Consider the following 21,964-nt stretch of genomic DNA (forward strand, 5'->3'; position numbering starts at 1 on the left):
TTTAAGCCCTTAGATTTCTAGCGCTTACCGAAGACCGGATGGCGCTCACCCGGAACCCGTCCCTCAAGTTCCGTCCCGCCACGCCCCGTTCGCTCACGCCCCGTTCCGCCAGGAGGCCCCCATGCCCCGCATCCCAGCCGACGAAGCGCTCATCGCGGGCGAGTGGCGACGCGGCGCGGGCGCCCCGGCCGACACCGTCGACCCCGCCACGGGCCGCGTCCTCGCCACCGTCCACGCCGTCTCCCGCGACGAGGTCGCCGAAGCGGCACGGGGGGCGGCCGAGGCCGCCACCGACCCGCGCTGGCGCGACCTGCTGCCCCACCGGCGCGCCCTGTTCCTGCACCGGATCGCCGCCCTGATCGAGGAGTCGGCGGATGACCTCGCGGCCCTGCAGACCGCCGACACCGGCAAGGCGCTCACCGAGACCCGCGCCCTGGTGGCCAGCGCGGCGGCCACCTTCCGCTACACGGCCGCCGTCCTGGAGACCGCCGAGGAGACGCTCACCCCGGCGCGCGGGGACTACGTGACGCTGAGCGTGCACGAGCCGATCGGCGTCGTCGGCGCGATCAACCCCTGGAACTCCCCCGTGGCCAGCGACGCCCAGAAGCTCGCCCCGGCCCTCGCGGCCGGCAACGCGGTCCTGCTCAAGCCCGCCGAGTGGACCCCGCTCGTCTCCCTGGCGCTCGGCCGCCTCATCAGCGGCGCCCTGGCGGAGTCCGGGCTCCCGGCCGCCTTGCTGTCCGTCCTCACCGGCCGCGGCAGCGTCGTCGGGGACGCGATCGTGCGCGATCCGCACGTCGGCAAGGTCACCTTCACCGGCGGCACGAGCACGGGCCGCACCCTCGCCCACGCGGCGGCCGAGAAGCTGATGCCGCTCTCGCTCGAACTGGGCGGCAAGTCCCCGACGGTCGTCCTCGCCGACGCCGACGTCGAACAGGCCCTGGCCGGCGTGCTGTTCGGGATCTTCTCCTCCAGCGGCCAGTCCTGCGTCGCGGGCTCCCGGCTCTTCGTCGCCCGCGAGCTGTACGACGACTTCGTCGGCGAACTGGTGCGGCGCACGCAGAAGCTGCGGGTCGGCCCCGGCACCGCCCCCGACACCCAGGTCGCGCCCCTCGTCCACCACGAGCACCGCGACTCCGTCGCCGCGTACGTCGACCTCGCCCGCGAGGAAGGCGCACGGGTGCTGTGCGGCGGCGGCGCGCCGGAAGGCCCCGCGTACCGGGACGGGGCGTACTACCTGCCCACCGTCCTGGACGGCCTCGCCAACACCTCGCGGACCTGCCAGGAGGAGATCTTCGGACCCGTCCTGGTCGCGCTGCCCTTCGACGACGAGGACGACCTCGTGCGGCAGGCCAACTCCAGCGTCTACGGGCTCGCCTGCGGCATCTGGACCCGCGACCACCAAGCCGCCCGGCGGATCGCGCGCCGCGTCGACGCGGGCACGGTCTGGATCAACACCTACAAGCAGTTCAGCATCGCCACGCCCTTCGGCGGCATGAAGGAGAGCGGCCTCGGCCGCGAGAAGGGCCGCGACGGCATCCGCGCCTACCAGCGCCAGAAGTCCCTGTACTGGGGCGTGTCCGACGCGCCACTCCCCTGGGCCGGCTGATGGACCGGCTGCTGGGCCACCCGAACCCCGTACCTCTGGAGCAGGTCATGTCCCCACCCCCTCCCGCGCCGTCCCGCGGCGCCGCGCCCCCGATCGCCCGGCTGCGTGCCCTGCGCTCCGTGGAGCTGCTCACGCCCTCCTTCACCGAGGCGGCCGACTTCTACCAGGAGGTCTGGGGCTTGGAGACCGTGGAGGCCGAGCGCGGCACGGCCGCCTGGCTGCGCGGCACCGGCACCGAGCACCACGCCCTCCAGCTCACCCGCGCCGACCGCGTCGGCCTCGGCAGGCTCTCCTTCGCGGTGGGCACGCCCGCCGAGGTCGACGAGGCCGCCCGCCGGCTCCTGGCCCGCGGCATCACGCCGGTCGCCGGGCCGGGCCCCCTCGACCAGGTCGGCGGCGGCTACGGCCTGCGGTTCACCGACCCCGAGCACCGCCTGATCGAGATCAGCGCCGAGGTCCACGCGGTGGCGCCGCGCGGCCGGGACGGGGCCGTGCCGGTCGGCGTCACGCACGCCGTGCTCAACACCGCGGACATCGACGCCTCCGTCGCCTTCTACCGCGAGGTCCTCGGCCTGCGCGTCTCCGACTGGTCCGAGCACCAGATGGCCTTCCTGCGCTGCAACGCCGACCACCACTGCATCGCCTTCAACCAGGCCGAGTGGGCCTCGCTCAACCACGTGGCGTACGAGATGAGTTCGGTCGACCACTTCATGCGGGGCCTCGGCCGGCTCCGGCACCACGGCGTCGACCCGCAGTGGGGTCCGGGCCGCCACGGCCCCGGCAACAACACCTTCTCCTACTTCACCGATCCCTCCGGGCTGGTCTGCGAGTACACCTCCGAGGTCGCGCAGATCGTCGAGGACGCGTGGATCGCCCGGGTGTGGCGGCGGGTGCCCGAGCTGTCCGACCTGTGGGGCACGGCGGGGCCGCCGTCGAAGGAGATCCGCTGCCACATGGCGGGGTCCCCCGACCCCGGCCCGCTCTCCCCGCGCGACGAACCGGAGGTCCCGGCATGAGTGCCGTACGCAAGGTCGGCATCGTCGGCTGGGGTGCCATCGGACGGGTCGTGGGCGCCGCGCTCGCCGAACGGCGGGTCGGCGGAGCCGAGTTGACGTGCCTCGTCGACAACCGCCCGCTCGGCGAGAGCGCCCCGGCCCCGCAGGTCTCCTTCGACGAGGCGATGGAGCGCTGCGATCTCCTCGTCGAGGCGGCGGGCCAAGGGGTCGTACGGGAGTGGGGCGAGCGCGTCCTGGCCTCCGGGACCGACCTCCTGATCGCCTCGACCGGCGCGCTCACCGACGAGGAGCTGTCCAAACGGCTCCTGGCCGCCGGTCCCGGCCGGGTGTACTTCACCGGGGGCGCGGTCGGCGGGCTCGACCTGCTCCAGGCGGTGCGCTCCCTCGGGCCGCTCGACGAGGTCAGGCTCACCACCACCAAGCTGCCCTCGACCCTCGAACAGCCGTGGATGGACGCCGGGTTGCTGGCGCGCATGCGGACGGCGACCGGACCGGTCGAGGTCATGTCCGGGACCGCGCGCGACGTCCCGGTCAAGTTCCCCAAGTCGACGAACGTCGCGGCCTCGGTCGCCCTCGCCGTCGGCGACCTGGACGCTGTGCGGGTCCAGGTCGTCGCCGATCCCGGCGCCCACCACACGCGGCACGTCGTCGAGGCGTCCGGCGCGCACGGCTCGTACCGCTTCGAGGTCGCGCATCTGCCGGACCCGGGCAACCCGGCGACCAGCCAGGTCGTGCCGTACGCGGTGCTGCGCAGCCTCGCGGCGCTCGCGGGCCGTTCGGGGCAGATCCTGTGACCGCCCTCCACGTGACGGAGGCGGGTTCCGCCGGGCCGCTGCTGCTCTGCCTGCACGGCATCGGCTCCTCCTCCGCCGCCTTCGCACCGCAGCTCGCCGAGCTGTCCGCGTACGTACGGGTCGTGGCCTGGGACGCTCCCGGGTACGCCGAGTCCCCCGATCCGGAGGGCCCGTTGGACCTGGACGGCTTCGTGGACGCGGCGGCCGGCCTCATCCGGGAGCGCGGCGCGAGCGCCCACGTCCTCGGCGTCTCCTGGGGCGGGGTGATCGCGCTGCGGCTCGCGGCCCGGCACCCGGAGCTCGTGGACTCGCTGATCGTCGCGGACTCCAGCGCCGGTTCCGGCACCGACCCCGCCAAGGCCGACGCCATGCGCCGGCGGGCCGACGAGCTCGCGGAGCTGGGGCCGCGGGCCTTCGCCGAGCGGCGCGGGCCACGGCTCGTCTCGCCGGACGCGCCCCCTCGGCTCGTCCGGCGCGTCGTCGACACCATGGCCGCCTCCGTGCGACTGCCCGGATACGCGTACGCCGCCGCGTCCATGGCCGGCGCCGACCTGCGCCCCGAGATCCCCTCGATCGGCGCTCCCACCCTCGTCCTCTGCGGCGACCTGGACCGGGTCACCGGCGTCGAGGCCTCCCAGGCCCTCGCCGGGGCCCTGCACAGATCCGCCTACGTGATCGTCAAGGACGCCGGTCACCTGGCCAACCAGGAGCGGCCCGAGGCGTTCAACGCCTGGGTCCTCTCCCACCTCCGCATCACCGCCCGCATCCCCGAACAGGAGCCTTCCTCATGCCTCTGACCACGACCGACTACGACAACGGCGGCGACCTCGGCACGTACACCGACTCGCTGATCGCCACCAAGGACTCCCGGGTCGCGGACTTCAGCACGCTCTCCTTCCAGGAGAAGGCCGGCCCGCAGTACCGCCGCGGCCAGATCCGCTACGTCGGCTCCGGCGCTACCGGCAACCACGAGAACGACAGCCGCATCCTGCCGTCCGGCGGCTTCACCTTCTCCAACATGCTGCTTCCGCCCGGCGCCGAGGGCCCCGAGCACACCCACCACGACGTCGAGGAGGCCTTCTTCGTCCTGGAGGGCCAGGTCAAGGTGGGCATCCACCGCGGCGCCGACGAGGCCGAGTACCGCACCCTCGGCTACCGCGACATGATCGTCGTCCCGGCGGGCGTGGCGCGCTCCCTGAAGAACGAGGGCGACACCGACGCGCTGTTCTGCGTCGTCATCGGCACCCGGAAGCCGCAGGTGCCGACCTACCCCGAGCACTCGCCCATGCACGGCGTCACCCGTGACTGACCCGTCCCCCGTGACGGACGGCCGCACCGTCGTCGTCACCGGCGCGGGCCGTGGCCTGGGACTGGCCATGGCCCGCCGGGCGGGCGAGGACGGCTTCCGGGTCGTCGTCGCCGAGGTGGACGCGGGGCTCGGCGGCGAGGCCGTCGCCGGGCTGCGCGCGCAGGGCCTCGACGCGCATTTCGTGCGGTGCGACGTGGCGGACCCGGCGTCGGTGGCCGGCCTCGCCTCCTTCGTACGGGACCTGGGGCCGCTGTACGGCCTGGTCAACAACGCCGCGCTCGCCAACGGCGTCGGCGGCAAGGAGTTCCAGGACATCGACGTCGCGGTGTGGGACCGCCTGATGGCGGTCAACGCCCGCAGCCCGTGGCTGGTCGCCAAGGCCCTCCACCCGCTCTTCGCCGCCCCCGGCAGGATCGTCAACATCGCCTCGGACGCGGCCCTCTACGGGTCGCCGCGCCTGGCCCACTACATCGCCTCCAAGGGCGCGGTCATCGCGCTGAGCCGGGCGATGGCACGCGAGCTCGGCGACAAGGGCATCACCGTGAACGCGGTGGCGCCCGGCCTCACCGAGGTCGAGGCCACCGAGACGGTGCCCGCCGAGCGGCACGCGCTCTACCGGGGCAACCGGGCCATCTCGCGCCCGCAGCAGCCGGACGACCTCGTCGGGCTCGTCTCCTTCCTCCTCTCCGAGGAGTCCCGCTATCTGACCGGACAGGTGATCGCCGTCAACGGCGGCTTCACCATGAACTGACGCAACGGAGCCACCACTCATGGATCTGGGCCTCTCTGACCGGACCGTCCTGGTCACCGGCGGCAGCTCGGGCGTCGGCCTGGCCACGGTCCGCGCCCTGCTCGACGAGGGCGCGAACGTCGCGACCTGCGGGCGTGACGCCGACCGCCTGGCCAGGGCGGCAGCACGTACCGGCGGCGGCGACCGCCTCCTCACCGGGGTGTGCGACGTGCGCGACGCCGACGCCGTACGGGAGTTCACCGAGCGCGCGGCCGCCGCCTTCGGCTCGCTCGACGGACTCGTCAACAACGCGGGGCAGTCCCGCATGAAGGGCCTGGCCGATTCGACCGCCGAGGACTGGCGCGACGAGCTGGAGCTGAAGTTCGCCGGGGTCCTCAACCCCCTGCACGCGGCCCGCCCGCATCTGGCGGCCTCGGACGCGGCGAGCGTCGTGAACGTCAACGCGGTCCTCGCCAAGCAGCCCGAGCCCCGCCTCATCACCACGAGCGCGGCCCGCGCGGGCATCCTCAACCTCTCCAAGTCCCTGGCCACGGAGCTCGCCCCGGAGGGCATCCGCGTCAACTCGGTCTGCCTGGGCCTGATCGACACCGGCCAGTGGACCCGCCGCCACGCGGCCGCCGGCTCGGGGCTCAGCTACGCGGACTGGCAGGCGGAGCTCGCCGCGGACCGCGGCATCGCGCTGGGCCGGCTCGGCCGCGCGGAGGAGGTCGCGTACGCGATCGTCGCGCTGCTCTCGCCCCGCGCCTCGTACACCACCGGCACCAGCATCGACGTCTGCGGCGGCGTCGGCCGCGGCATCCTCTGAGGAGCTCACCCATGTCAGCCCTGCCTCCCACCCCATCCGTGGCGGCCACTCCCTCCGAGCCGGCCACGGCACCCGCGCACCACGCCACCGGCGGCGACCTCCTCGTCGCCGTCCTGCGGGAACTCGGCGTCGACACGGTCTTCGGGATCGTCAGCGTGCACAATCTGCCGCTGGTCGAAGCCGTCGACCGGGAGCTGCGTTTCGTGCCGGTCCGCCACGAGGCGACCGCCGTGAACGCGGCCGACGCCTACGGGCGGGCCCGCGGCTCCCTGGGCTGCGCGCTCACCTCGACGGGCACGGGCGCGGGCAACGCGGCCGGGTCACTCGTCGAGGCGCTGAGCGCGGGCACCTCCGTCCTGCACGTCACCGGGCAGGTGGAGAGCGCGTTCCTGGGCAGCGGCCGGGGCTTCATCCACGAGACCAAGGACCAGCTGGGCATGCTCCGGGCGGTCTCCGCGTACGCGGCGACGGTGCCGTCCGCCGACGCGGCCGGGCGGATCCTGCGCGAGGCGGCGCGGGCCGCCCTCGCGTCGCCGGGCGGCCCGGCGAGCGTGGAGTGGCCGGTGGACCTCCAGTACGCGGCCCAGACGGACCTCGCGCTCGAAGCACCCGCGGCGGACCTCCCCGTACCCGGTGATGCGGAACTGGCTGCCGCGCGGGCCCTGTTGGGGTCGGCCGAGCGGCCCCTCGTCTGGGCGGGCGGGGGAGCCACCTCCGCGGGTGCCGAGCTGGGCCGGCTGCTGCACGCCACCGGCGCGGGGCTGCTCACCTCGAACTCCGGCCGGGGCGCCGTGCCCGAGGACCACCCGCAGGTCGTCGGGAACTTCGCCACCACGCCGGCCGCCCGCGCCCTCCTCGCCGACGCGGACGTCCTGCTGACCGTCGGCACGCACTTCCGGTCCAACGAGACCGCCGACTACGGGCTCACGCTGCCCGGCGCGCACATCCAGATCGACGTCGACGCCGCCGCCCTGGGCCGGGTGTATCCGGCACGGCACGCCCTGCACGGCGACGCGTCGGGCGTGCTCGCGGCCCTGCTGCCGCACGCGCGCCGGGCCGAAGAGGGCTGGACGCGGCGGGTCGCCGCCGTCCGCGAGGAGGTCCGCGCCACCCTGCACGACAGCATCGGCCCCCAGGCCGCCATCTGCGACGCCCTGCGGGCCGCGCTGCCCCGCGATGCCGTCGTGGCCCGCGACGTGACCATCCCGTCCAGCAGCTGGGGCAACCGGCTCCTGGAGATGTACGACCCCCGCGCCAACGTCTTCCCCCGCGGCGGCGGCATCGGGCAGGGGCTCGGCATGGGCATCGGCGCGGCCCTCGCCCGGCCCGACGCGCCCACGGTCGTCCTCGCCGGGGACGGCGGGCTCGCCGTCCACCTGGGCGAACTGCTCACGCTCGCCCAGGAGCGGCCCCGGCTGACCCTGATCGTCTTCAACGACGGCGGGTACGGGGTGCTGCGCAACATGCAGGACCGCTACGCCGAGCGCCGCTCCGGCGTTGACCTCGCCACGCCCGACTTCGAACTCCTCGCCCGCGCCTGCGGACTCACCTACGCGCGGATCGCCGCCGAGGAGCACGCGCAGCCGGTGATCTCCCACGCCGTGGCGTCCGACGGGCCGACCCTCGTCGAGGTCGACCTGGCCCGCCTGGGACCGATGAAGAACCCGTTCACCCCGCCCGTCAAGATCCCCGGCCAGTGAGGCCGGCAAGGCCAGTGAGGCCGGCAAGGCCAGTGAGGCCGGCAAGGCCAGTGAGGAGGACCGACCCGGCATGAGCGAGCACGAGAGCACACACACCCTGCTGGTGCGCCGCATGACCTGGGAGGCGGACGGAGTGCTCTCCGTCGAGCTCACCCACCCCGAGGGCAAGCCGCTGCCCGCCTGGACCCCGGGCGCGCACCTCGACCTGCACACGGGCGGACACGTACGCCAGTACAGCCTGTGCGGCGACCCGCGCAACGGGTCGGCGTACCGCATCGGCGTCCTCAACGAGGCGTCCTCGCGCGGCGGTTCGCGGCACGTGCACACCACGCTGCGGCCCGGCCAGAGCGTCACCGCGTCCGAGCCCCGCAACCACTTCGCCCTGGAGGACGCGCCCGGCTACCTCTTCGTCGCGGGCGGCATCGGCATCACCCCGCTCCTCGCCATGGCGCGCGAGGCCGCCCGGCGCGGGGCCGACTGGCGCATGGTGTACGGCGGCCGCACCCGGGGGTCGATGGCCTTCACCGACGAACTGGCGGCGCTGGGTGGCGAGGTGACCCTCGTCCCGCAGGACGAGCACGGGCACATCGACCTCGCCGCGGCCCTGGACGACCTGCCCGAGGGCACGCTCGTGTACTGCTGCGGGCCCGAGCCGCTGCTCGCCGCCGTGGAGGCGCGCTGCCCCGCCGACCGGCTGCGCGTGGAGCGGTTCTCGGCGCCCGTCGTGGAGCGGACCGGCGACGACTCCGCGTTCGAGGTGGAGTGCCGCCGCTCCGGCGTGACGCTCTCCGTCGACGAGGACACCTCGGTCCTCCAGGCCGCCGAGGCGGCCGGGATCACCGTGGCCAGCTCCTGCCAGGAAGGCATCTGCGGCAGCTGCGAGACCCGCGTGCTCGACGGGACGCCCGACCACCGCGACTTCCTGCTCAGCGAGGCCGAGCACGCCGCGAACACCTCGATGATGATCTGCGTCTCGCGCTGCGCGTCCGGTCCTCTCGTCCTCGACCTGTGATCCCCCGATCCGCGATCTCCCGATCCGCGACCCCCCGATCCGCGACCCCCCGATCCGTGATTCCCCACCGGAGGCACCCGTGACCACCGCCTGGCCGTACCTGGACGTGCACCAGTCCCGTACGCACGAGCCGACTCCCTACGAGTACAAGCTCGCCGCCACCCTCGAAGAGGTCTTCACCAAGGAGGGCCACGAACTCTCCGACGTCGTGCGCGGCTTGAACAGCCGTCAGGTCCACGCCCCCGACGGGACCCCGTGGACCGAAGCGTCCTTCCGTGCCGAGATGAACCGACTGGGAGCGTGACCCCGATGACCCCTCTTGCCGGCCCCGCCGCCAGCGCCGACCACATCTACGCCACCGGTCTGCGCAACCAGTGGCACCCCGTCGTCCCCTCGGACTTCGTCGCCCCCGGCGCCATGCGCAAGGTCACCGCGCTCGGCGAGCAGTGGCTGCTCTTCCGGCGCTCGGACGGCGCCCTGTCCATGCTCGCCGACCGCTGTCCGCACCGGGGGGCGCCCCTCTCCCTGGGCAAACACCTGGGCGACCGGGTGGCCTGCTGGTACCACGGGGTCGAGGTCGAGACCGACGGCACCGTCTCCTCCGTACCGGGGCTGCCCGGCTGCAATCTGGAGGGCAAGAAACTCGTCACGTCGCTGCCCGTGCGGGAGATCGGCGGCGCGGTCCTCGCGTACTTCGGCGACGAGGAGCACCCGGAGCCTGCCGAGCTGACGCTGCCCGAGCCGCTCACCGACCCCGATGTCGACGCGATCCTCTGCTACGCGGAGTGGAACGGCCCCTGGCGGTTCGCGGTGGAGAACCTCCTCGACCCGATGCACGGCGCCTTCCTGCACCACGAGTCGCACACGATGTACGACGGCGACACCACCGCCAAGTTCCGCATCCGGGAGACGGACCGCGGCTACTTCTTCGAGAAGACCGACCAGCGGGGCGTCAACTTCGACTGGGTCGAGCTGTGCCGCACGGGCGTGGACTGGGTGGACCTGACCATCCCGTACCCGCCGTCGGCCGGGCCCGGCGGGCCGTTCGGGATCGTCGGCATGGTCTGCCCGGTCGACGAGAACCGCACCGGTGTCTTCTTCTGGCGCTACCGCCGTGTGCGGGGCTGGCAGCGCGACACCTGGCGCTTCCTCTACAAGACCCTCATCGAGGAGCGCCACTGGCAGGTCCTTGAGCAGGACCGGGTGATGCTGGAGGCCATGCCCGCCGACGCCGACCAGCGCGAGAACCTCTACCAGCACGACCTGGGCGTGGTCCGGCTGCGCCGGATGTACCGCGCGGAGGCCGAGGCCCAGGCCGCCGGGGCGTGACGGGCCGGGCCCGCGTCCCGTGACGGCTCGGCCGTCCGTCTCATGCCGGGTCGGCCGTCCGTCCCGTGACGGCTCAGGCCTGCGGCTCGTGAGGGGTGTCGGAGTCGGTGATGGAGCGCTCCAGCTTGGACATCAGCCGGGCCAGCTGGCGGCATTCGGCCGGGGAGAGTCCGTCGAGCATCCGGCGTTCGTTGTCGAGATGCTCGGCGAACACCTCGTCGATCTTGGCCAGACCCGTGTCGGTGAGCCGTGAGTAGACGACGCGGCGGTCCTCCGCGTCGCGCTCGCGCACGATGAGGCCGTCCTTCTCCAGACGGTCGATGCGCAGCGTCACCCCGGCCGACGAGACCAGACCGGAGTCGGCGAGCTGGCCCGCCGTGAGCCGGTAGGGCGCCCCGGCCCTGCGCAGCGCGGTCAGGACGTCGAACCCGGCGACGGCGAGGCCGTGCCGCTCGATCGCCGTGGTGAGCCTGGTGTTGTAGCGCAGGAAGGTCCGGTGCAGCCGCGCCAGGACCTCCAGGGGCGAGGTGTCGAGATCGGGCCGCTCCCTCGCCCAGTCCTCGATGATCGATGCGACCGCGTCCCGCTGGGCCCCCGCCGACTTCTTCCCGGCCATGTGCCGTAGCCTCCCTCTCGCCCGTACCGCGGTCAGTACGGGAAATCTTAGCCCTGAGAGAAGTACGCCCCGCACGGCCCGTCCCCCGGCCGCCGCCGGAGGGATTCCCCGGACTCACGTGCGCAACGGCCCCAGGACACGCCATAATCGTCCGATACATCGGATGTCTTCTGTCTCGTGAGGCGAGGTCCCCATGGCTGTCACCGACGAAGCCATCGAAAAGATCAAGGGCATGATCGTCTCCGGCGCGCTGCGCCCCGGCGACCGGTTGCCCAAGGAGAGCGAACTCGCCGCCGACCTGGGCCTTTCCCGCAACTCCCTGCGCGAGGCGGTGCGCGCCCTCTCGCTGATCCGCATCCTCGACGTCCGGCAGGGCGACGGCACGTACGTGACGAGTCTGGACCCGCAGCTCCTGCTCGAAGCCCTGAGCTTCGTCGTCGACTTCCACCGCGACGACACGGTCCTGGAGTTCCTCGCGGTGCGCCGCATCCTGGAGCCGGCCGCCACGGCCATGGCGAGCGCCCACATCACCGAGGCCGAACTCGACGTCCTGACGGCGCAGTTGGACGCCCTGGGCGCGGCGCCCTCGGTGGAGGAGCTGGTCGCCTGCGACCTGGAGTTCCACCGCGGCATCGTGCAGTCGTCCGGCAACTCCGTGCTCTGCTCGCTCCTCGACGGCCTCTCCGGACCCACCACCCGGGCCCGCATCTGGCGCGGCCTCACCCAGGAGGACGCCGTCAGCCGCACCCTGCACGAGCACCGGGCGATCCTCACCGCGCTGCGCGACCGCGACGCCGAGGCGGCCAGGTCGTGGGCGACGGTGCACGTCGCGAGCGTGGAGCAGTGGCTGCGCTCGACGCTGTGAAGCACTCCCGCCGAGGGAGTGCGCGGCTCTCCCGCGGGGCAGTGATCGAGGCATCGGAGCCCGCGCGAGGGGGCTGCGGAGGGCCCCGCCGGACGCCGTAAGGTTGGGGCGTACGTAAAGGACGTCGGAAGGAGGCCTGGGTGATCGAGCTCGAGGGGGTTCCCGAGCTGGTCGACCCGGTCATGGTGGCCGCGTTCGAGGGCTGGAACGACGCCGGCGACGCCGCCTCCACCGCGGTCGCGCATCTCGACAAGGAGTGGAAGGGCGAGGTCTTCGCGGCACTGGACGCCGAGGACTACTACGACTTCCAGGTCAACCGCCCCACGGTCTTCCTGGAGGGCGGTGTCCGCAAGATCACCTGGCCGACGACCCGGCTCTCGGTGGTCCGCGTGGGCGGCGACAAGCCGCGCGACCTCGTGCTGGTGCGCGGGATCGAGCCGTCGATGCGCTGGCGGTCGTTCTGCAACGAGATCCTGGGCTTCGCCCATGAGCTGGGCGTGGAGCTGGTCGTGATCATGGGGGCGCTGCTCGGCGACACCCCGCACACCCGTCCGGTTCCGGTCAGCGGCGTCACCTCCGACCCGGACCTGGCCCGCACGATGGACCTGGAGGAGACCAAGTACGAGGGCCCGACGGGCATCGTCGGCATCCTCCAGGAGGCGTGCACGCACGCGGGCGTCCCGGCGGTGAGCCTGTGGGCCGCCGTGCCGCACTACGTCTCGCAGCCCCCGAACCCGAAGGCCACCCTCGCCCTCCTGAACCGCCTGGAGGACCTGATCGGCCTGCGGATCCCGCTGGGCGACCTGGCCGAGGACGCGCGTGCCTGGCAGGTGGGCGTGGACCAGCTGGCGGCCGAGGACAGCGAGGTCGCCGAGTACGTGCAGTCACTCGAAGAGGCCCGGGACACCGCGGAGCTGCCCGAGGCGAGCGGCGAGGCGATCGCCCGCGAGTTCGAGCGCTATCTGCGCCGGCGCGACGGCGGCGGTCCGCCGCAGCCCGGCGGGCACGCCACGGAGGGCGGCGACACGTCCCCGTACCTCCGGGACACCCCCGGCGGCGACCGCACCCGGCCGCCGAAACCGCAGACGCGTCCGGAGCCCGGACCGGCATCGGAGTCCGGTACCGGGACCGATTCCGACGAGGAGAGCGGCGGCGAATCGGGAGCCTCCGATTCCGCCGAGGACTGAACGGCAGGTCACGGCGACAGCGCACGGCGACGTGGGGCGGCATCCGCGAGGGTGCCGCCCCACCGTGCCTTCCGGACGAAGCGCGCGAGGTTCACCGAACTCCTCGATTCCCAGCGGACTTGGGGCAAAGAGGGTGGACGGCCGGGCCCGGCGGTAGCAAGGTGTGCCCCTGAACGCGCGGCACCCCGGAGGACCGAAGGGAGCGGTGAGCGATGACCGACCAGGCAGAACCGTCGGAAGGCCCGGGCGCGAGCGGCCTTGGCCCCGACGGGGCCGGATTCGCCTACCGCGCGTGCGACGAGGAGCTGATCGTCGTCGCGCGGCCGGAGCCACGGCTGCGGGCCGGTACGGACGGCGTCCGCTCGGCGGCGGGGTTTGACGTGTCGGCCCTGAATGGGTTCCTGGAGGGCGAACAGCTCACCCTGGAGCCGCTGTTCGGCAACGAGGAACGGCTGCGGCCCACGGGCGGGCGGGACCCCGCGGGCGGCCTCCCCGACCTTCCCGACCTCGCGCTCTTCCACCGCGTGCGCGGCGCGGGGAGCAGGGCGCGGGAGCTTCGCGCGCGGCTGGCCGAGCTGCCGGGGATCGACACGGCGTACGTCAAGCCCGGCGCCCTGCCGGCGACGCTCGGTGCGACGGACCGGCCCCCGCCCCAGCGGACGCGGGAGCCGCTCGGGCCGCCCGGCGCGGACGAGTCCGGGCGCCGCACGGAAGGCGCCCCCGCCACCCCCGACTACTCCGGCCGCCAGGGCTATCTGCGCCCGGCGCCCGAGGGCGTGGACGCGCGGTGGGCGTGGCAGCGGCTCGGCGGTTCGGGCGAGGGCGTCACGGTGATCGACGTCGAGGGCGCCTGGCAGCCGAGCCACGAGGACCTGACCGGCAAGCTCGCCGACCCGGTCATCGGCACCCCCGTGCAGGACGTGGCCTGGCGCAGCCACGGCACGGCGGTGATCGGCGTGATCGGCGGCGACCGCAACGACCTGGGCATCACCGGCATCGCCCCCGAGGCCGTGACCGCGACGGCCTCCGTCCAGCCGCTCGGCACCGCGGCCACCCTCCACGCGGCGGCGGAGCGGCTCGGTCCCGGCGACATCGTGCTGGTCGGACTGCACCGGCCGGGGCCCCGGTTCGCCTTCGCGCCGCGTGACGACCAGCGCGGCCACATCGCCCTGGAGTGGTGGCCGGACGACTACGCGGCGATCCGGCACGCCACCGCGCGGGGCGTCATCGTCGTCGAGGCCGCGGGCAACGGCGCGGAGTCCCTGGACGACCCGGTGTACGAGCGCGGGCCCGAGGGGTTCCCCGCGTGGTGGCGCAACCCCTTCAACCCCTCCGAGCGGCCCTCGCGCGCCGTCCTGGTCGGGGCGGGCGCGCCGCCGCCCGGCACCCACGGCCGCGATCACGGCCCGGACCGCTCGCGCCTGGCCTTCTCCAACTACGGCACCCGCGTGGACGCGCAGGGCTGGGGCCAGGAGACGACCACGACCGGTGGCTCCTGGGACCGGCCCGGCGATCTCCAGGGCGGTCCGGAGGAGATCGCCTGGTACACGGACACGTTCTGCGGCACCTCGGCCGCCGCGCCGGTCGTGGCCGGGGCCCTGGCGTGTCTCCAGGGCATGCTGAAGGCCGCGGGCCAGCAGCCGATGACCCCGGACCGGGCGCGCGCGATGCTGCGGTCGACGGGTTCGCCGCAGCAGGACGCGCCGGGCCGCCCGGCCGCCCAGCGGATCGGCAACCGCCCCGACATCAGGGCGGCCGTCACGAATCTGCTGCCGTCGGCGGTGGGCTCGGGCCGGGCCGAGCGCTACTGGGACGAGCTGATCCCCTATCCCCCCGAACTCCCCTCGCGCCTGCGCCTGTTCGTCGCCGGGGAGTGGCGGAACCTGAACGACCCGTCCCCCGACATCCGCCAGGCGGTGCGCGCGGCGTTCGCGGCAGGACACCCCGACGTACGCGTCTGGTTCTCGGACGACGAGATCGTCGGCCTGGTCGTCACGGGCTGACGCACCACGACGTCGGCCGCTGCGGCGACCAGGGCGGCGGCAGCCGGACCGGCGGCGCGCGGCGCCATGGACCTTGCCGGGCCGCTCCTGGATGTCCGGAGCGGCCCACGCGGTGGGCGGTGGCCCAGCGGCCCGCCCGGTTTAGAGGGCGACGCCGAGCAGGGCGTCCACGGCGCGCGACACGACGCCGGGTGCGCCCTCGTCGGTGCCTCCCTCGGCGGCCTGGCGGGCGGCCCAGCGGTCCACGGCGGCCAGCGCCGCCGGGGAGTCCAGGTCGTCGGCCAGGGCCTCGCGGATCTCCTCGACGAGGGCGTCGGCGGACGGTCCGTCGGGCCGCGAGACGGCGGCGCGCCAGCGGCCGAGGCGCTCTTCGGCCTCGGTCAGGACCCCGCCGGTCCACTCCCAGTCGGAGCGGTAGTGGTTCGCCAGGAGCGCGAGGCGGATGGCGGCCGGGTCGGTCCCGTCCCGCCGCAGCTTCGACACGAAGACGAGGTTGCCCTTGGACTTGGACATCTTCGCGCCGTCCAGGCCGACCATGCCCGCGTGCACGTACGCCTTGGCGAACGGGTGCTCGCCGGTGAGCGCCTGGGCGTGCGAGGCGCCCATCTCGTGGTGCGGGAAGGCGAGGTCGGACCCGCCGCCCTGCACGTCGAAGCCCATGCCCAGGTGGTCGAGGGCGATGGCCACGCACTCGATGTGCCAGCCGGGTCGGCCGCGGCCGAGCGAGGCGCCGTCCCAGCTCGGCTCGCCCTCGCGGGCGGCCATCCAGAGCATCGGGTCGAGCGGGTCCTTCTTGCCCGGACGCTCCGGGTCCCCGCCGCGCTCGGCGGAGAGCAGCTTCATCGCGGCGGCGTCGAGGCCGGACACCTCACCGAAGTGCGGGTCGGACTCCACGGAGAAGTAGACGTCGCCCTCGAGTTCGTAGGCGGCACCCATGTCCCGGAGCCGTTCGACGAGCGGCACGATGCCGGGTATCGCCTCGACGGCTCCGATGTAGTGCTGCGGCGGGAGCAGTCGCAGGGCGGTCATGTCCTCGCGGAACAGGGCGGTCTCGCCTTCGGCGAGCTCGACCCAGTCCTTGCCGTCGCGGATGGCTCGTTCCAGGAGCGGGTCGTCCACGTCGGTCACGTTCTGGACGTAATGAACCTGCCGCTTGGTGTCGAGCCACACGCGCTGCACGAGGTCGAACGCGTTGTAGGTCGCCGCGTGACCCATGTGGGTGGCGTCGTACGGAGTGATGCCGCAGACGTAGATACGGGCGACGGGACCGGGGTCAAGGGTGACGAGACCACCGGTCGCTGTGTCGTGGATCCGGAGGTCGCGGCCCTTGCCGGGCAGGGCGGGGACCTCAGAAGCGGGCCAGGCATGCATGCCATGAGCCTAACCGGACGCGGCGTCCGTATACGAGCGGGGATCAAGGTTTATGGCCGAGGAGACATTCTTGACACCGCTGCTCAGGCCGCCTGCGGCGGCGCCGGGCGGCCCGTCTGGCCGCCGTCCGGCCGGACGGGCGGCTAGACGGGCGGCCACGGGATGGCGGGCCACTGGCCGCCGGGCACCGGGTGCTTGCCGGACGCCAGGAGGGCGCCGACCCGCGCGCGCAGCGCGTCCAGCTCGGTCGCGGTGATCAGCTTGCCCAGGCGCAGGGCCAGGGGCGCGTCCCCGGCCAGCCCGTCCCGCAGGGACTTCAGGACCGCCACCGCCTCGTCGGTCAGCGGCTCACCCGCCCAGCCCCACAGGAGCGTGCGCAGCTTGTCCTCGGCGTTGAACGTGACCCCGTGGTCGATCCCGTACAGGCGGTCCGCGTCGGTCAGCAGGTGGCCGCCCTTGCGGTCCGCGTTGTTGATCACGGCGTCGAGCACCGAGAGCCGCCGCAGCCGCTCGTCGTCCGCGTGCACCAGGAGCGCCGTGCGGCCCTCCCCCACGTCGGCGAAGCCGATCGCCTTCCAGCCCTCGCCGGGCTCCGCGCCCTCGACGAGGGCCAGCAGCTCCCCGCCGTCCTCGGCGGATTCCGGGTCGGTCTCCGAGCCCTCGATCCACAGCTGGCACATGCCCTCGCCGTGCGGCCCGTCCCGCAGGACGGTCGGCGGGACCAGGCCCCAGCCCGTCGCCTCGGAGACCTCGTACGCGGCCACCTCCCGCTGGGCGAGCGTCCCGTCGGGGAAATCCCACAGGGGGCGCTCCCCGGCGACCGGCTTGTACACACAGGCGGCTTCCCGCCCCTCGTACGCGACGGTGCAGTACAGCACCGCGTTCGAGGCCTCGCGGATGCGGCCCCGGACGGTCAGCTCGCCCCGGGCGAGCAACTCCATGGCGTCGGCGCCGGTGGCCACGCTCACGCGCCCCGCCGGTATCCGTTCTGCCGCGGGCATACGTGTCCTTCCGGATCGAGCGGGAGGCTGCACAGCGGGCACGGCGGCCGGCCCGCGTTCACGACGTCCAGGGCGCGCTTGGCGAACGCGCGCGCCTGCGCCCCGGTGAGCCGCACGCGCAGCATCGGCGGCCCGTTCTCCTCGTCCTGCAGAAGCCTTTCCTCGGCTTCGGCGAGGTCCTCGTCGGACTCGGCGTCGAGCTCCACCAGAGCCTGCGCCTCGACGATCATCCGCTCTTCCTCGCCGTCCCAGGCCAGCGCCATCGTGCCGACGCGGAACTCCTCCTCGACGGGCGAGTCCAGGGGCGCGCTGTCACTGACCTCCGAGGGGGCCACCGCGGGCACGGGAGTGTTGCCGCCGCTGCGGCGCACCACCTCGTCGAGCAGTTCTTCCATGCGTTCGGCGAGCGCGGCCACCTGGGTCTTCTCCAGGGCGACGCTGGTCACCCGGACCCCTGCGGAGGCCTGGAGGAAGAAGGTACGCCGTCCGGGGAGTCCGACCGTTCCGGCCACGAAGCGTTCCGGCGGGTCGTAGAGGAACACCTGACGCGACACGTCCTGTCTCCATTGGGATCGACTGCGGCTGATCATTTGCGCCGGTACGGCGCGACGACTGCACCCTACTGCGGGTGACGATCACGGTGCTCCCGCATCGCCCCCGACCGCCGCGTCGCTGCCCGGCGGCTCCGCGCGGGGCGCGAGCGAACCGAAGTCGCCGGTGTCCCCCAGGCGTACGAGGAAGGGGCGCAGCCGCGTGAAGCGGATCGCGGTGACGGAGCAGGGCTCCACGGAGATGCGCTGGAAGAGGTCCAGGTGGAGGCCGATGGCGTCCGCGACGAGGGACTTGATGATGTCGCCGTGCGAGCACATCAGGTAGACCGCGTCGGGGCCGTGGTCGCGCTCCACGCGCGCGTTCCACTCGCGTACCGCCTCGGCCGCCCGGGTCTGCATGGCGCGCATGGACTCGCCGCCCGGGAAGGCGGCGGCCGACGGATGCTGCTGGACGACCTCCATCAGCGGCTCGTCGGACAGCTCGGCCAGCTTGCGGCCCGACCAGTCGCCGTAGTGGCATTCCCCGATGCGGTCGTCGGTGTGCGCCCGCAGGCCGGGGCGGGCCGCCAGGAGCGGTGCGACGGTCTCCCCGCAGCGCTGGAGCGGGCTCGTGACGACCTCGGCGAGCGGCAGGTCCGCGAGGCGTCCGGGGAGCGCGGCGGCCTGTGCGGCGCCCCGCTCGTCCAGGGCCACGCCGGGGGTCCACCCGGCGAGCAGACCCGCGGTGTTGGCGGTGGATCGTCCGTGCCGGACGAGGATCAGCGTGGGCATGCGGGCCAGCCTAAGCCGCCGAGGGGGTGCGCCCCGAGCGCAGGTTAGGAAGAATGCGCTCAATGATCGTGGACTGCGCGATGTACCGGGCCGGCCGCCGCAGCGAGTGCGGGGCGGATTACTCCGATGCGCTGGACGAGGCGCGCAAGGCGGGAGACGCGTTCGTCTGGGTGGGACTGCACGAGCCGACCGAGGAGGAGTTCGACGAGGTCAGCCGGGAGTTCGGGCTGCATCCGCTGGCCGTGGAGGACGCCCTGAAGGCGCACCAGCGGCCCAAGCTGGAGGTGTACGACGACTCGCTGTTCGTCGTCCTGAAACCGGTGGTGTACGAGCCGGACAGCGACTCCGTGTCGTCCGGCGAGGTCATGGTGTTCATCGGCGACGCCTTCGTGGTGACGGTCCGGCACGGCGAGGGCTCGCCCCTCGGGGTCGTGCGCCACCGCATGGAGGCCGAGCCCGAGATGCTCAAGCACGGCCCGACGTCCGTCCTGTACGCGATCTCCGACGCCACGGTCGACCACTATCTGGAGGTCGCGGGCGAGCTGCAGACCGACCTGGAGGAGCTGGAGGCGGAGGTCTTCTCGCCCGACAGCGGGGGCAGCCGCAACACGGCGTCGCGGATCTACCGGTTCAAGCGGCAGATCGTGGAGTTCCGCCGTGCCACGGGGCCGTTGGCGCTGCCCATGATGCGCCTGTCCGGGACGGGTCCCTTCGCGCCCGACGTGCCGTTCGTGAAGGACAGCGCCCGGCCGTTCTTCCGGGACGTCAACGACCATCTGACGCGCGTGAACGACTGGGTGGACAGCCTCGACCGCCTGGTGTCCGACATCCTCTCCGCGCATCTGGCGCAGATGAGCGTGCGGCAGAACGACGACATGCGGAAGATCTCGGCGTGGGCGGCCATGGCCGCGGTCCCGACCATGATCGCGGGAATCTACGGCATGAACTTCGACCACATGCCCGAGCTGCACTGGGTGTGGGCCTACCCCGCCGTGATCCTGCTGATGGTGGCCCTGGAGTTCTTCCTCTACCGGCTGTTCAAGCGCCGCGGCTGGCTCTAGCGGACGGGCGGCCCGGCCGGCTCACGCGAAGCCGGCCGCCGAGGTGGCGGGCCCGCCCAGGGCGTCGCGCCGCTCGGGCTGCTTCAGGGAGACCATGCGCCGCCAGCCGCCGAACCGCTCGTACCCGTAGACGGCGTGGATGCCCGAGGCGAGCACCGCGGACTTGGGCTTCGGCCAGTCGAGGATGCGGCCCATGTGGCCCATCACGGCGATGCTCACGTCCCGGTACACGCGCGTCTCGGCCCGGGCGCACTCGCGCAGGGTGTCCAGGATCGTCCGCCCGTGCCCCGCCGCCGCCAGGCGCAGCAACTCCTCGTGGCAGTAGGCCAGGTGGTTGTCCTCGTCGTGGCAGATCATCCTTATGGCCTTGCCGACCTCGGGGTGGTCGCCGAAGTACGTGACGAGCATGTCCATCTGGTCGGCGGCGCGCTGTTCGGTGACGCGGCTGTGCGCGAGGTAGACGACGACGTCCCGCTCGGTCAGCGGCTCGTCGCGGCGCAGCTTGTCGTGCGCCAGGCCGATGCCGCGCTGCTCCAGGAGCATGGTGTAGTCGGTCTCGGGCGGGATGGGGACCGGCTCCAGGCCGCGCTTCTTCAACAGGGCGTTGAAGATCCGCCCGTGCTTGTCCTCGTCGGCGCCGTGCCGGGTGACCTTGGCGGTGAGGGCGCGCTGGCCCTCGGGGAGCAGGGCGGCGATGCGCCCGTTCTCCCAGCCGCCCTGGGACTCCCCGCTGGCGGCGATGGAACAGAAGAGCTGGAACGACTCGTCGTTGTCGAGGATCTCCTCGAAGACACTCCTGGCCGACAGCATCCGTGGCACCTCCATGGCCTCAGCGCGAACCTCCGCAAAGAACAAGTCAAATGCGGGGACGCGCATGTGGCAACAGGTGTCACGGGCAGCTCCGCCGAATGAAGGACGGTTGCCCCCGGACGGGGCCGTAACCGAGGGGCTCCCTGACGCGTTGTGCCCCGTGACGGCCGTGGCGGGGAAGACCCCCGAGCCCCCACCACGGCCGCAGAACTTCTCCCTCCGGGTTACGCCAGTCCAGCGCGCTCCAGCGCTTCGGTACCCGCGCGCAGGGCCGCGATCCGCTCGTCCAGCGTGAAGCCGGCCGGCGCCAGCGTCAGAGTGGTGACCCCGGCGGCCGCGTAGGCCTGCATCCGCTCGGCGATGCGCTCCACGGAACCGAGGAGCGTCGTCGAGTCGATCAGTTCGCGCGGGATCGCGGCCGCCGCGCCCTCCTTGTCGCCGGACAGGTACTTGTCCTGGATCTCGGCCGCTTCCTTCTCGTAGCCCATGCGCTGGGCGAGCTGGTTGTAGAAGTTCTGCTTGCGGCTGCCCATGCCGCCCACGTAGAGCGCGGTGTACGGGCGGAACATGTCCGCGAGGGCGCTGACGTCGTCGCCCACCGCAAGGGGCACCGTCGGGACGACGTCGAAGCCCTCCATCGTCTTGCCCGCCTTCTCGCGCCCCGCGCGCAGGTGGCGGATCGCGGTCTCCTCCAGGTGCTCGGCCGCGGGGAAGATCAGCAGGGCGCCGTCGGCGATCTCGCCGGTCTGCTCCAGGTTCTTGGGGCCGATCGCGGCGACGTACAGCGGGATGTGCTCGCGCTGCGGGTGGACGGTGAGCTTGAGGGGCTTGCCCGGGCCGTCCGGCAGCGGCAGCGTCCAGTGCTCGCCCGCGTAGCTCAGGCGCTCGCGCGTCATCGCCTTGCGGACGATCTCGACGTACTCACGGGTGCGGGCCAGCGGCTTGTCGAACTTGACGCCGTACCAGCCCTCGGAGACCTGCGGTCCGGACACCCCGAGGCCCAGGCGGAAGCGGCCGCCGGAGAGCGAGTCGAGGGTCGCGGCCGTCATGGCGGTCATCGCCGGCTGACGGGCCGGGATCTGGAAGATCGCGGATCCGATGTCGATGCGTTCGGTCTGCGCGGCCACCCAGGACAGCACCGTCGCGGCGTCCGAGCCGTAGGCCTCGGCGGCCCAGCAGACCGCGTAGCCGAGCTTGTCGGCCTCCTTGGCGACGGCGAGGTTGTCCGCGTCCATCCCCGCGCCCCAGTAGCCGAGGTTGATCCCGAGCTGCATGGCCGAATCCCCTTACTGAGCAGTAACGTTCCTGTGCCGGGGACTGTAGCGCGTGGGTGCGCGGCCCGTCAGCGGCGGGCGTGCGGGTGGCCGGGTCCGCCGCCGCCGCGGGCCGTCCCGGGTGACGGG

Annotated in this window: 22 protein-coding genes; 15 read left to right on the forward strand and 7 right to left on the reverse strand. The window is 73.2% G+C overall.

Annotated features, from left to right (window positions below; translation table 11 throughout):
- Positions 1-121: 121 nt before the first annotated feature.
- The 11 genes from QBL25_RS10230 (at position 122) to QBL25_RS10280 (ending at position 10,325) form a co-directional block, all read left to right on the forward strand.
- A complete protein-coding gene (locus QBL25_RS10230) occupies positions 122-1,609 on the forward strand; it encodes an aldehyde dehydrogenase family protein (RefSeq protein WP_409056701.1) in 1,488 nt (495 codons plus the stop codon).
- A gap of 47 nt (positions 1,610-1,656) precedes the next feature.
- Positions 1,657-2,625 carry a VOC family protein gene (locus tag QBL25_RS10235; protein WP_409056702.1) on the forward strand — a complete coding sequence of 323 codons (969 nt, stop codon included), beginning with the start codon at positions 1,657-1,659 and terminating at the stop codon, positions 2,623-2,625.
- Complete coding sequence (locus QBL25_RS10240) at positions 2,622-3,419, forward strand: aspartate dehydrogenase domain-containing protein (protein WP_409056703.1); 798 nt, start codon at positions 2,622-2,624, stop codon at positions 3,417-3,419. Before QBL25_RS10235 ends, QBL25_RS10240 begins: the two co-directional genes overlap by 4 nt.
- On the forward strand, positions 3,416-4,216 hold the full coding sequence (locus QBL25_RS10245; protein ID WP_409056704.1) for an alpha/beta fold hydrolase: 801 nt from the start codon (positions 3,416-3,418) through the stop codon (positions 4,214-4,216). Before QBL25_RS10240 ends, QBL25_RS10245 begins: the two co-directional genes overlap by 4 nt.
- Positions 4,207-4,728, forward strand: coding sequence for a cupin domain-containing protein (locus QBL25_RS10250; RefSeq protein ID WP_409056705.1), 522 nt, complete (start codon positions 4,207-4,209; stop codon positions 4,726-4,728). Before QBL25_RS10245 ends, QBL25_RS10250 begins: the two co-directional genes overlap by 10 nt.
- Complete coding sequence (locus QBL25_RS10255; protein ID WP_409056706.1) at positions 4,721-5,479, forward strand: SDR family oxidoreductase; 759 nt, start codon at positions 4,721-4,723, stop codon at positions 5,477-5,479. The genes QBL25_RS10250 and QBL25_RS10255 overlap by 8 nt, the downstream gene beginning before the upstream one ends.
- A gap of 19 nt (positions 5,480-5,498) precedes the next feature.
- Complete coding sequence (locus QBL25_RS10260) at positions 5,499-6,284, forward strand: SDR family oxidoreductase (protein ID WP_409056707.1); 786 nt, start codon at positions 5,499-5,501, stop codon at positions 6,282-6,284.
- 11 nt (positions 6,285-6,295) lie between these two features.
- The gene (locus QBL25_RS10265; RefSeq protein WP_409056708.1) at positions 6,296-7,984 is read left to right on the forward strand and encodes a thiamine pyrophosphate-binding protein; all 1,689 of its coding nucleotides are present in this window, start codon (positions 6,296-6,298) and stop codon (positions 7,982-7,984) included.
- A gap of 70 nt (positions 7,985-8,054) precedes the next feature.
- Positions 8,055-8,996, forward strand: coding sequence for a PDR/VanB family oxidoreductase (locus tag QBL25_RS10270; RefSeq protein WP_409056709.1), 942 nt, complete (start codon positions 8,055-8,057; stop codon positions 8,994-8,996).
- Between the two features lie 79 nt (positions 8,997-9,075).
- On the forward strand, positions 9,076-9,300 hold the full coding sequence (locus tag QBL25_RS10275) for a recombinase-like helix-turn-helix domain-containing protein (protein WP_409056710.1): 225 nt from the start codon (positions 9,076-9,078) through the stop codon (positions 9,298-9,300).
- 5 nt (positions 9,301-9,305) lie between these two features.
- Positions 9,306-10,325 (forward strand): Rieske 2Fe-2S domain-containing protein, encoded by a 1,020-nt coding sequence (locus QBL25_RS10280; RefSeq protein WP_409056711.1) that lies wholly within the window; start codon positions 9,306-9,308, stop codon positions 10,323-10,325.
- Between the two features lie 73 nt (positions 10,326-10,398).
- Here QBL25_RS10280 and QBL25_RS10285 read toward each other — a convergent pair whose 3' ends face one another.
- Positions 10,399-10,941 (reverse strand): MarR family winged helix-turn-helix transcriptional regulator, encoded by a 543-nt coding sequence (locus QBL25_RS10285; protein ID WP_409056712.1) that lies wholly within the window; start codon positions 10,939-10,941, stop codon positions 10,399-10,401.
- 193 nt (positions 10,942-11,134) lie between these two features.
- Here QBL25_RS10285 and QBL25_RS10290 point away from each other — a divergent pair, with 193 nt between their 5' ends.
- The 3 genes from QBL25_RS10290 to QBL25_RS10300 all read left to right on the forward strand — a co-directional run bounded on the left by QBL25_RS10290 (position 11,135) and on the right by QBL25_RS10300 (position 14,996).
- The gene (locus QBL25_RS10290; RefSeq protein WP_409056713.1) at positions 11,135-11,806 is read left to right on the forward strand and encodes a FadR/GntR family transcriptional regulator; all 672 of its coding nucleotides are present in this window, start codon (positions 11,135-11,137) and stop codon (positions 11,804-11,806) included.
- 140 nt (positions 11,807-11,946) lie between these two features.
- Positions 11,947-12,993, forward strand: a complete 1,047-nt coding sequence (locus tag QBL25_RS10295; RefSeq protein ID WP_409056714.1) for a PAC2 family protein — start codon at positions 11,947-11,949, stop codon at positions 12,991-12,993.
- A 212-nt stretch (positions 12,994-13,205) separates the two neighbouring features.
- On the forward strand, positions 13,206-14,996 hold the full coding sequence (locus QBL25_RS10300; RefSeq protein WP_409056715.1) for a S8 family peptidase: 1,791 nt from the start codon (positions 13,206-13,208) through the stop codon (positions 14,994-14,996).
- Between the two features lie 141 nt (positions 14,997-15,137).
- Here the strand turns inward: QBL25_RS10300 and mshC are convergent, their stop codons facing one another.
- From mshC to QBL25_RS10320, 4 genes are all read right to left on the reverse strand, one after another.
- Complete coding sequence (mshC, locus tag QBL25_RS10305) at positions 15,138-16,367, reverse strand: cysteine--1-D-myo-inosityl 2-amino-2-deoxy-alpha-D-glucopyranoside ligase (RefSeq protein ID WP_409056716.1); 1,230 nt, start codon at positions 16,365-16,367, stop codon at positions 15,138-15,140.
- A 143-nt stretch (positions 16,368-16,510) separates the two neighbouring features.
- Positions 16,511-17,368: an SCO1664 family protein gene (locus QBL25_RS10310; protein ID WP_409056717.1), complete on the reverse strand. Its 858-nt coding sequence runs from the start codon at positions 17,366-17,368 to the stop codon at positions 16,511-16,513.
- Complete coding sequence (locus QBL25_RS10315) at positions 17,332-17,922, reverse strand: DUF3090 domain-containing protein (protein WP_409056718.1); 591 nt, start codon at positions 17,920-17,922, stop codon at positions 17,332-17,334. The genes QBL25_RS10310 and QBL25_RS10315 overlap by 37 nt, the downstream gene beginning before the upstream one ends.
- Positions 17,923-18,003: 81 nt before the next feature.
- The gene (locus tag QBL25_RS10320) at positions 18,004-18,690 is read right to left on the reverse strand and encodes a histidine phosphatase family protein (RefSeq protein ID WP_409056719.1); all 687 of its coding nucleotides are present in this window, start codon (positions 18,688-18,690) and stop codon (positions 18,004-18,006) included.
- Positions 18,691-18,752: 62 nt separating this feature from the next.
- Here QBL25_RS10320 and corA point away from each other — a divergent pair, with 62 nt between their 5' ends.
- Positions 18,753-19,751 carry a magnesium/cobalt transporter CorA gene (gene corA / locus QBL25_RS10325; RefSeq protein ID WP_409056720.1) on the forward strand — a complete coding sequence of 333 codons (999 nt, stop codon included), beginning with the start codon at positions 18,753-18,755 and terminating at the stop codon, positions 19,749-19,751.
- A 21-nt stretch (positions 19,752-19,772) separates the two neighbouring features.
- Here the strand turns inward: corA and QBL25_RS10330 are convergent, their stop codons facing one another.
- Both QBL25_RS10330 and QBL25_RS10335 read right to left on the reverse strand, forming a co-directional pair.
- The gene (locus QBL25_RS10330; RefSeq protein WP_409056721.1) at positions 19,773-20,561 is read right to left on the reverse strand and encodes a ferritin-like domain-containing protein; all 789 of its coding nucleotides are present in this window, start codon (positions 20,559-20,561) and stop codon (positions 19,773-19,775) included.
- 224 nt (positions 20,562-20,785) lie between these two features.
- A complete protein-coding gene (locus QBL25_RS10335; RefSeq protein ID WP_409056722.1) occupies positions 20,786-21,835 on the reverse strand; it encodes an LLM class F420-dependent oxidoreductase in 1,050 nt (349 codons plus the stop codon).
- Between the last annotated feature and the right edge of the window lie 129 nt (positions 21,836-21,964).

The sequence above is a fragment of the Streptomyces sp. SYP-A7185 genome, from assembly GCF_046103685.1.
Taxonomy (GTDB): Bacteria; Actinomycetota; Actinomycetes; order Streptomycetales; family Streptomycetaceae; genus Streptomyces.

Excerpts from the sequence above, each read along its gene's own strand:
- corA (WP_409056720.1), top strand. The coding sequence starts at position 18,753 with ATGATCGTGGACTGCGCGATGTACCGGGCCGGCCGCCGCAGCGAGTGC.
- QBL25_RS10230 (WP_409056701.1), top strand. The coding sequence starts at position 122 with ATGCCCCGCATCCCAGCCGACGAAGCGCTCATCGCGGGCGAGTGGCGA.
- QBL25_RS10270 (WP_409056709.1), top strand. The coding sequence starts at position 8,055 with ATGAGCGAGCACGAGAGCACACACACCCTGCTGGTGCGCCGCATGACC.
- QBL25_RS10290 (WP_409056713.1), top strand. The coding sequence starts at position 11,135 with ATGGCTGTCACCGACGAAGCCATCGAAAAGATCAAGGGCATGATCGTC.
- QBL25_RS10300 (WP_409056715.1), top strand. The coding sequence starts at position 13,206 with ATGACCGACCAGGCAGAACCGTCGGAAGGCCCGGGCGCGAGCGGCCTT.
- QBL25_RS10260 (WP_409056707.1), top strand. The coding sequence starts at position 5,499 with ATGGATCTGGGCCTCTCTGACCGGACCGTCCTGGTCACCGGCGGCAGC.
- QBL25_RS10310 (WP_409056717.1), bottom strand. The coding sequence starts at position 17,368 with ATGCCCGCGGCAGAACGGATACCGGCGGGGCGCGTGAGCGTGGCCACC.
- mshC (WP_409056716.1), bottom strand. The coding sequence starts at position 16,367 with ATGCATGCCTGGCCCGCTTCTGAGGTCCCCGCCCTGCCCGGCAAGGGC.
- QBL25_RS10235 (WP_409056702.1), top strand. The coding sequence starts at position 1,657 with ATGTCCCCACCCCCTCCCGCGCCGTCCCGCGGCGCCGCGCCCCCGATC.
- QBL25_RS10285 (WP_409056712.1), bottom strand. The coding sequence starts at position 10,941 with ATGGCCGGGAAGAAGTCGGCGGGGGCCCAGCGGGACGCGGTCGCATCG.
- QBL25_RS10330 (WP_409056721.1), bottom strand. The coding sequence starts at position 20,561 with ATGCTGTCGGCCAGGAGTGTCTTCGAGGAGATCCTCGACAACGACGAG.
- QBL25_RS10265 (WP_409056708.1), top strand. The coding sequence starts at position 6,296 with ATGTCAGCCCTGCCTCCCACCCCATCCGTGGCGGCCACTCCCTCCGAG.
- QBL25_RS10240 (WP_409056703.1), top strand. The coding sequence starts at position 2,622 with ATGAGTGCCGTACGCAAGGTCGGCATCGTCGGCTGGGGTGCCATCGGA.
- QBL25_RS10280 (WP_409056711.1), top strand. The coding sequence starts at position 9,306 with ATGACCCCTCTTGCCGGCCCCGCCGCCAGCGCCGACCACATCTACGCC.
- QBL25_RS10320 (WP_409056719.1), bottom strand. The coding sequence starts at position 18,690 with ATGCCCACGCTGATCCTCGTCCGGCACGGACGATCCACCGCCAACACC.
- QBL25_RS10250 (WP_409056705.1), top strand. The coding sequence starts at position 4,207 with ATGCCTCTGACCACGACCGACTACGACAACGGCGGCGACCTCGGCACG.
- QBL25_RS10335 (WP_409056722.1), bottom strand. The coding sequence starts at position 21,835 with ATGCAGCTCGGGATCAACCTCGGCTACTGGGGCGCGGGGATGGACGCG.